The organism is Virgibacillus alimentarius, from assembly GCF_000709085.1.
GTDB lineage: Bacteria > Bacillota > Bacilli > Bacillales > Amphibacillaceae > Virgibacillus_B > Virgibacillus_B alimentarius.
Map to the genome: position 1 here is coordinate 1 of NZ_JFBD01000126.1, position 7783 is coordinate 7783.

Annotated in this window: 8 protein-coding genes and 1 pseudogene; 8 read left to right on the forward strand and 1 reads right to left on the reverse strand. The window is 36.3% G+C overall.

The window, feature by feature from the left end; genetic code table 11:
* A partial coding sequence (locus GZ63_RS0115580; protein ID WP_029271135.1) for a cation-translocating P-type ATPase occupies positions 1–1334 on the forward strand: 1334 nt, incomplete at its 5' end.
* 98 nt (positions 1335–1432) lie between these two features.
* Here GZ63_RS0115580 and GZ63_RS18910 read toward each other — a convergent pair.
* A complete protein-coding gene (locus GZ63_RS18910; protein WP_390337600.1) occupies positions 1433–1501 on the reverse strand; it encodes an IS3 family transposase in 69 nt (22 codons plus the stop codon).
* 153 nt (positions 1502–1654) lie between these two features.
* Between GZ63_RS18910 and GZ63_RS0115585 the strand changes: the two genes are divergently transcribed.
* The 7 genes and pseudogenes from GZ63_RS0115585 to GZ63_RS0115615 all read left to right on the forward strand — a co-directional run.
* Complete coding sequence (locus GZ63_RS0115585; RefSeq protein WP_029271137.1) at positions 1655–2536, forward strand: YicC/YloC family endoribonuclease; 882 nt, start codon at positions 1655–1657, stop codon at positions 2534–2536.
* 83 nt (positions 2537–2619) lie between these two features.
* Positions 2620–2883, forward strand: a complete 264-nt coding sequence (remA, locus tag GZ63_RS0115590; protein WP_029271139.1) for an extracellular matrix/biofilm regulator RemA — start codon at positions 2620–2622, stop codon at positions 2881–2883.
* Positions 2884–2916: 33 nt separating this feature from the next.
* Entirely contained in the window at positions 2917–3537 is a 621-nt protein-coding gene (gmk, locus tag GZ63_RS0115595) for a guanylate kinase (protein ID WP_029271141.1), read from the forward strand.
* The gene (rpoZ, locus tag GZ63_RS0115600; protein ID WP_084179361.1) at positions 3534–3734 is read left to right on the forward strand and encodes a DNA-directed RNA polymerase subunit omega; all 201 of its coding nucleotides are present in this window, start codon (positions 3534–3536) and stop codon (positions 3732–3734) included. Before gmk ends, rpoZ begins: the two co-directional genes overlap by 4 nt.
* 186 nt (positions 3735–3920) lie before the next feature.
* Complete coding sequence (gene coaBC, locus GZ63_RS0115605; RefSeq protein WP_029271145.1) at positions 3921–5126, forward strand: bifunctional phosphopantothenoylcysteine decarboxylase/phosphopantothenate--cysteine ligase CoaBC; 1206 nt, start codon at positions 3921–3923, stop codon at positions 5124–5126.
* The gene (priA, locus tag GZ63_RS0115610) at positions 5126–7534 is read left to right on the forward strand and encodes a primosomal protein N' (protein WP_029271147.1); all 2409 of its coding nucleotides are present in this window, start codon (positions 5126–5128) and stop codon (positions 7532–7534) included. The genes coaBC and priA overlap by 1 nt, the downstream gene beginning before the upstream one ends.
* Positions 7535–7550: 16 nt before the next feature.
* A pseudogene (locus GZ63_RS0115615) lies at positions 7551–7736 on the forward strand (formyltransferase family protein); the annotation flags it as partial.
* Between the last annotated feature and the right edge of the window lie 47 nt (positions 7737–7783).

A 7783-nucleotide genomic window follows, 5' to 3' on the forward strand; every position in this document is an offset into this window, starting at 1 on the left:
GCATGAGTATTGTTGTTGAAGATGAAAATAATATGCGTTTTCTAATAACGAAAGGTGCACCTGATGTTTTATTACCGAGATGTTCGAGTTATATAGACAAGGATGGTAAAAAATTCTTAAAAGACAAACGTCCCTTAGAAGGTACGGTAGATGATATGGCCGCAAAAGCACTACGAACGATAGCTGTGTCCGTTAAATCTATCCCCAAAAATCAATCCCTTGAGACAACATTTTTAGAAAATGATTTAACTTTCGTTGGCTTATATGGCATGATGGACCCACCAAGAAGAGAAGTAAGATCAGCGATAGCAGAATGTAAACAAGCGGGCATAAAAACAGTTATGATTACAGGAGATCATGAAAAAACAGCAAGAGCAATTGCAGAACATATTAACTTGCTTCCTGAACACGGTTTAGTTTTAGATGGAAATCAACTTAATCAAATGTCAGTAAGCGAACTTCGCGATATTATTGATAACGTATATGTATTTGCCAGAGTAACGCCGGAACATAAATTGAAAATAGTAGAAGCGTTCCAGGAAAAAGGTCATATTGTTGCGATGACAGGTGATGGGGTGAATGACGCTCCAGCAATTAAAGCAAGCGATATTGGAATCAGTATGGGAGAAAGTGGAACAGATGTCACGAAAGAAGCTTCGTCGTTAATCCTTATGGACGATAATTTTGCAACCATAAAATCAGCCATTGCTGAAGGAAGAAACATATATGAAAATATTCGAAAGTTTATTCGTTACCTATTAGCTTCGAATGTTGGAGAAATTTTAGTGATGTTATTCGCAATGATACTAGGGATGCCGCTGCCTTTGGTTCCCGTGCAAATATTATGGGTAAATCTAGTGACAGATGGATTACCGGCAATGGCTTTAGGACTGGATCAACCGGAAGATGATGTGATGAAACGAGGACCTAGGAACCCGCGTGAAGGAATTTTCGCTAGGGGACTTGGCTTTAAAATAATCAGCAGAGGATTTTTGATAGGTGCTGCTGCGCTTATTGCTTTTGTTGTTACCTATCAAAACAATCTAGACAACTTAATTTATGGTCAAACTGTAGCATTTACAACATTGGTGTTAGCCCAACTCATACATGTGTTTGATTGTCGAAGTGAAGATTCGGTATTTGCAAGAAATCCATTTCAAAATATGTATTTAGTGTTAGCTGTTCTATCTTCTTTATTATTACTATTGATCGTTATTTACTGGGAGCCATTGCAACCGATATTCCACACTACTGGCTTAGGCTTTAGTGATTGGGTGTTAATATCAGCGCTAAGTGTTTTACCAACTGTTTTGTTTGGATTTAGCAAAAAGTAAAAGCATAGATATAGAAGGAGACCACTCTATACTAAATTGGTTACCTCTAAAAATTAGAGTTTTATTATGCTGCTAATTGGCTGAATTGAGTTGGGTATCTACTGACTCCATCCAGCCAATTTTTCTTTTGATCGTTCATGGTTGTACCAGTAGATATATTCTTCAATCCTTCTTTTTAATTCTTCATAGCTTACTAATACTTCCCCCCGAAAGTTAGATTTTCTACTCTAATTTTCGGGGATCGGTAATCATATGTAGGTCTCCTATTTTTTTCTGCTATAATAGAATATATTATTTTGTAGGTTATGGATGTGATTACCATGTTAAAAAGTATGACAGGCTATGGAAGAGATGTATTCCAAATAGGCTCTACTACGGTAACAATTGAAATTAGGACAGTAAACCATCGTTTTTTAGATTTTACAGCAAAAATCCCTCGTTCTTTCTTATTTTTAGAAGATAAAATCAAAAAAGTCGTTCAATCCTTTTTTCAGAGGGGAAGAATTGAGGTTTTTATTGGGATTGAAGGTGAAGGCTTTGTAAAAAAATCTTTAAAAGTAGATTGGCATTTAATGGATCAATATATGGAGCAAATAAATAACGCGCAAAAAAGCTATCAATTAAAAGGGGACATTCCTGCCTCGATTGTATCTAGTTTACCAGAACTGATTGAAATCCAAGAAAAAGAACAGCAGCCAGATCAGCTGAAAGATTCTATTTTAGAAAGTGTTACGTGTGCATGTGAACAAGTAAAGACCATGCAAATGCAGGAAGGGAATTATCTCGATGAAGATATTAAGAAAAGAATAGAAAACATAAAATACTTGGTTGCATCGCTAAAAGAGCGACGTAATATTGTCATTGAAGAATACCGTGACCGAATCCAAGTTAGGATTGAAGAACAAATTGAAGATACGATTCAACTCGATCAGACGCGTATGCATCAAGAAATCGCCCTATTAGCTGAAAAAGGAGATATAACAGAGGAAATTACGAGACTATTAAGTCATATAGATCATTTTATAGAAACAATGGATAGCAAAGAGCCGGTGGGCAGAAAATTAGATTTTATCTTGCAGGAAATGCATCGTGAAACGAATACGATTGGTTCTAAATCTACCGACCCTAAAATTAGTAAATGGATTATTTTATTAAAGGGAGATATTGAAAAAATCAAAGAACAGGTGCAAAATATTGAGTAAATTGCCGATTTTACATATCTCATTATTTTCCTTATAATAGACATATTACATAAAAAGAGAGTATATCCTGAGGGGGAAGCAATTTGGGTTTACAGTTAATTAATATTGGTTTTGGAAATGTTGTGTCTGCTAATCGAGTCATATCGATCGTTTCACCAGAATCTGCACCAATTAAACGAATTGTTTCAGTAGCTAGAGATAACGATAAATTAGTGGATGCTACATACGGAAGACGAACAAGAGCTGTTATTATTACAGATAGTGATCATGTTGTTTTATCTGCTGTACAGCCTGAAACCGTTGGACAGCGTGTGCTAAGTCACGATGAAATAAACGATGAATCATAGAGAATATGCATGTATCATTTAGGAGGAAACGTTTTGAACGATGAAAAAGGGATTTTATTTATTCTTTCCGGGCCTTCTGGTGTAGGGAAAGGTACTGTTCGAAAAAAAATATTTGAACAAGCTACAGACTTAAAATATTCGATTTCCATGACGACTAGAAGTAAACGGCCAGGTGAAATAGATGGTGTTGATTATTTTTATAAAACAAGAGAAGAATTTGAGAAACTAATTGAGCAGAATAAACTGTTAGAATATGCTCAATATGTTAATAATTATTATGGGACACCAAGAGATTGTGTAGAGGATACACTTGAAGCCGGTCATGATGTTTTTCTGGAAATCGAAGTTCAAGGTGCAATGCAAGTGAAGGAAAGTTTTCCAGAAGGAGTATTTATATTTTTATTTCCTCCTAGCCTAGAAGAATTAAAAAATCGTATTACTAGCCGCGGAACGGAATCAAATGAGTTAGTATTAAATCGGCTAAAGGAAGCTAGAAAGGAAATTGAAATGATGGATTCATATGATTATGTGGTCGTAAATGATCATGTAGATCTTGCTGTAGCTAAGATTCAGTCCATTATTCAGAGTGAGCATTGCAAGAGAGAACGGATAGAAAAGCAGTATAAAAAGATATTGGAGGATGAATTGACATGATGTTAGAACCATCAATTGACTCATTACAAAAAAAGATTAAATCAAAATATACGCTTGTAACCTTATCTGCCAGACGGGCAAGGCAAATTCGTGACACACAAAGAGTGTTAGTGGATAATCCGAAGTCTGTGAGATATGTGGGACAGGCACTGGAAGAGATTATGGCAGACAAATTAACTGTCAAAAATGATCAATAAAACAAGTGATACAATCAATCCCTCGCAGTTTAAATTCAAAACGCGAGGGATTTTATTTGTACACTGCTTGGCTAATTAATTCCAATAACGAACCATATTTACCGGATTCGATATAATCAGATTCTGATCTATTTTATGGTATAAATAAAGAGGGGATATTTTAGAAGAGGGAAGGGAGTTTTAAGAATGCTGCATAATAAAAATATATTATTAGGTGTTTCTGGAGGGATAGCGGCCTATAAAGCATGTGCATTAGCCAGTAAACTAACCCAGGAAGGTGCAAATGTTAAGGTTATTATGACGGAGAGTGCGGTTGAATTTGTTTCGCCGCTAACATTTCAATCCCTGTCCAGAAACCCTGTATATATAGATACATTCGATGAAAAAGACCCTGAAAAGATAGCACATATCGACCTTGCAGACTGGGCAGATCTCGTTTTAATTGCCCCAGCTACAGCAAATATCATAGGGAAAATTTCAAATGGTATTGCCGACGATATGCTTTCAACAACATTATTAGCAACACAGGCAACCATCTATATTGCACCAGCAATGAATGTGCATATGTATGCACACCCCGCAGTAATTCAAAATATGAAGCGGTTAGAAGCATGGGGTTGTCATTTTATAGAACCAGGGGCTGGTTATTTGGCCTGTGGCTATGTAGGAAAAGGCCGATTAGAAGAGCCTGAAGCGATCATTAAAACAATTACAGAGCACCAGTTAAATTCATCTACACTGGCTAATAAAAAGGTATTAATTTCAGCAGGGCCAACCCGTGAACAAATCGATCCGGTAAGGTTTTTTACAAACAGATCTTCAGGTAAAATGGGGTTTGCATTAGCAGAAACAGCAGCAAAGTTAGGTGCAGAAGTGGTACTTGTTACAGGTCCTGTGTCTCTAGAAGTATCAAACAGCCGCATTAAGCGAATTGATGTTACAACTTCAGAAGAAATGTATGAAGCGATGCATCGATATTTTACAGCACAAGATATCGTGATCAAAGCAGCTGCTGTTGCTGATTATCGGCCAAAAGAAGTTTATGATCAAAAAATGAAGAAACATGAAGGTGTATGGCAAATTGAAATGGAACGTACGAAAGACATTTTACAATCCCTTGGTGAAAAGAAAGAAAATCAATTTCTTGTCGGCTTTGCTGCAGAGACAAGCGATCCAATCGAATACGGGATGAAAAAATTAACAGATAAACAGTTAGATGCAATCGTAGTTAATAATGTAGCGACTGAAGGAGCAGGTTTTGGTGGAGACACTAATATCGTAACTTATATTTCAAATAGTCAAGAGCCTAAAGAGTTAGCTATGGCATCCAAACAAGATATCGCTCAGCAAATTTTTCAGTTTATCGATCGAGATATGAAGGATGAAAAATAGTGAATATAGCAAAAGTAATTGTAGACGTCCCAGCGAGTGTAATTAATCAAACTTTCGATTATCTTATACCGGAAAAGTTTCGTGACATGTTAAAACCTGGCATGCGCGTAACTGTTCCATTTGGTGCTCGAAAAATAATGGGGTATGTAGTTGGAATAACAGCTGAATCACAATTTAATAAATTAAAGGAAATACATGACGTGCTCGATGTAACTCCGGTTTTAACAAGAGAACTGTTGGAACTAGGTAAATGGTTGGCGGACAAAACATTATGTATGTATATCATTGCTTATCAGGCAATGGTGCCTCAAGTATTCAAAGCACAATATAAAAAAGAAATCGTTCGTTTGACAGAAGCAGAGCTTTCTTTCGATTTAGAAAAACTTTTTGCCGGTCGAGATGTGCTTCCTTATGAGCTATTGGATAATTCATCTGTAAGTTTTTATCAATTACAAAAAGCGGTCCAAAATGGAGACGTTGAAATTAACTATTTGGTAAAGTCAAAAATCACACAAAAAAAAGTTACCATGATCAAGCCCAATCAAGCTCCTTACCAATTAGAGGAGGCATTATTGGAATTGCCTAAAAATGCAAAAAAGCAATGGAAGCTATTACACTTTTTTGTTGAACATCCAGAAGAAATAGAGCAAAACCGTCTAATAAAACATCTGCAAACGAGTCGCAGCACGATTAAGGCTTTAATAGATAAATCATTGCTCATTTCAACAAAAGTAGAAGTATACAGAAATCCTTATGACGATAAGTCGTATCCGCAAACAACACCATTAGAATTAACGCCTCAACAACAGAAGGCAATCACACCAATAAACGAAGCAATAATCAAAAGTGAGCATCATGTTTTTCTTTTACATGGTGTTACGGGAAGCGGAAAAACAGAGGTTTATTTGCAAGCTATTCAGCATGTGATTAATAAGGGAAAAGAAGCGATTGTTTTAGTTCCGGAAATTTCATTGACTCCCCAAATGGTAAAACGTTTTAAGGGCAGGTTTGGTTCAAATGTAGCGGTTCTTCATAGTGCATTATCGAATGGGGAAAGATACGATGAATGGCGCCGGATACATCGTAAAGAAGTTCAAGTTGTTGTCGGGGCAAGGTCCGCCATATTTGCTCCGTTTGAAAACATCGGAATAATAATTATCGATGAGGAACATGAGACTACTTACAAACAAGAGGACCAGCCTCGTTATCATGCAAGAGATGTTGCTATATACCGCGGAAAGAATCATCATTGCCCCGTAGTTTTAGGAAGTGCAACACCGACACTTGAATCATATGCACGGGCGCAAAAAGGAGTTTATCAATTAGCCACTTTAAGCAAACGAACGAATGAAAAAGATATGCCCGAAGTAGAGGTTATAGATATGAGAAAAGAACTCCATAAGGGAAATAGAACAATGTTTTCGATAAAGTTAAAAGAGAAAATTGAAGCATGCATCCAAAACGATGAACAAATTGTTTTAATGTTAAACAGAAGAGGATACTCCACATTTGTCATGTGCCGTGATTGCGGGCTTGTGAAAGAGTGTCCGCATTGTGATATTGCTTTAACATTTCACAAAAAAATCAACCAATTAAAATGTCATTATTGTGGATATGAAGAACCGATGCCAGTGAATTGCCCGGAGTGCAACAGTGATTTGATACGTTACTTTGGAACAGGCACACAGCGTGTAGAAGAATCATTGGCACAGCTAATCCCTGAAGCTCGCATTATCCGGATGGATGTTGATACAACGCAAAGAAAAGGGGCACATGAAAAATTACTTCAACAATTTGCAAATAAAGAGGCGGATATACTACTAGGAACACAGATGATCGCAAAAGGACTGGATTTTGAAAATGTAACGCTAGTAGGTGTCTTAACTGCTGACTCGATGCTGCATTTACCAGATTTCCGGTCTTCTGAAAAAACCTTTCAATTATTAACACAGGTCAGTGGACGTGCAGGAAGACATGAATTGCCAGGAGAAGTTATTGTTCAAACATATACACCAGACCATTACAGTATAGAACTGGCTAGTAAATATGACTATAATGCTTTTTATCAAAAAGAAATGCGTATGAGAAGAACGTTTCGATATCCTCCATATGTTTTTTTAGTATTAATAACCGTTTCTCATTCCAATAAAGTGAAGGTCATACAAACAACGCAGCAAATCGTCCAAATTCTATTAAAAAAAGTTCAACAAGATACAGTAATACTAGGTCCAACACCATCTCCAATTGCTAAGATCAAAGATAGATATCGCTATCAATGCATGATAAAATACAGAGATGAACCTAAACTACGTAAACTGATTAAAAAAATAATTGATTTATTTGCAGAAGATATTCGTAAAGAAGATTTACTCATTACAGTTGATATGCAGCCTTATCAACTTATGTAGAAAGGAAAGAGCAAAGATGAAAAAAGTCGTTTTCATGGGAACTCCGGATTTTTCAGTTCCTGTTTTACAAAAATTAGTTCAATCTCAGTACGAAGTTGTGCTAGTTGTGACACAACCTGACCGACCGAAAGGAAGAAAAAAAGTACTAACTGCGTCACCTGTTAAAATAGAAGCAGAAAAACATAAAATACCAGTGTTTCAAACCTGAAAAACTAACAAATGAAATATGAAAAAATCATGGAATAATAA

Bases quoted from the DNA above. Each gene is read 5' to 3' on its own strand.
- coaBC (WP_029271145.1), top strand. From the start codon at position 3,921: ATGCTGCATAATAAAAATATATTATTAGGTGTTTCTGGAGGGATAGCG.
- GZ63_RS0115585 (WP_029271137.1), top strand. From the start codon at position 1,655: ATGTTAAAAAGTATGACAGGCTATGGAAGAGATGTATTCCAAATAGGC.
- rpoZ (WP_084179361.1), top strand. From the start codon at position 3,534: ATGATGTTAGAACCATCAATTGACTCATTACAAAAAAAGATTAAATCA.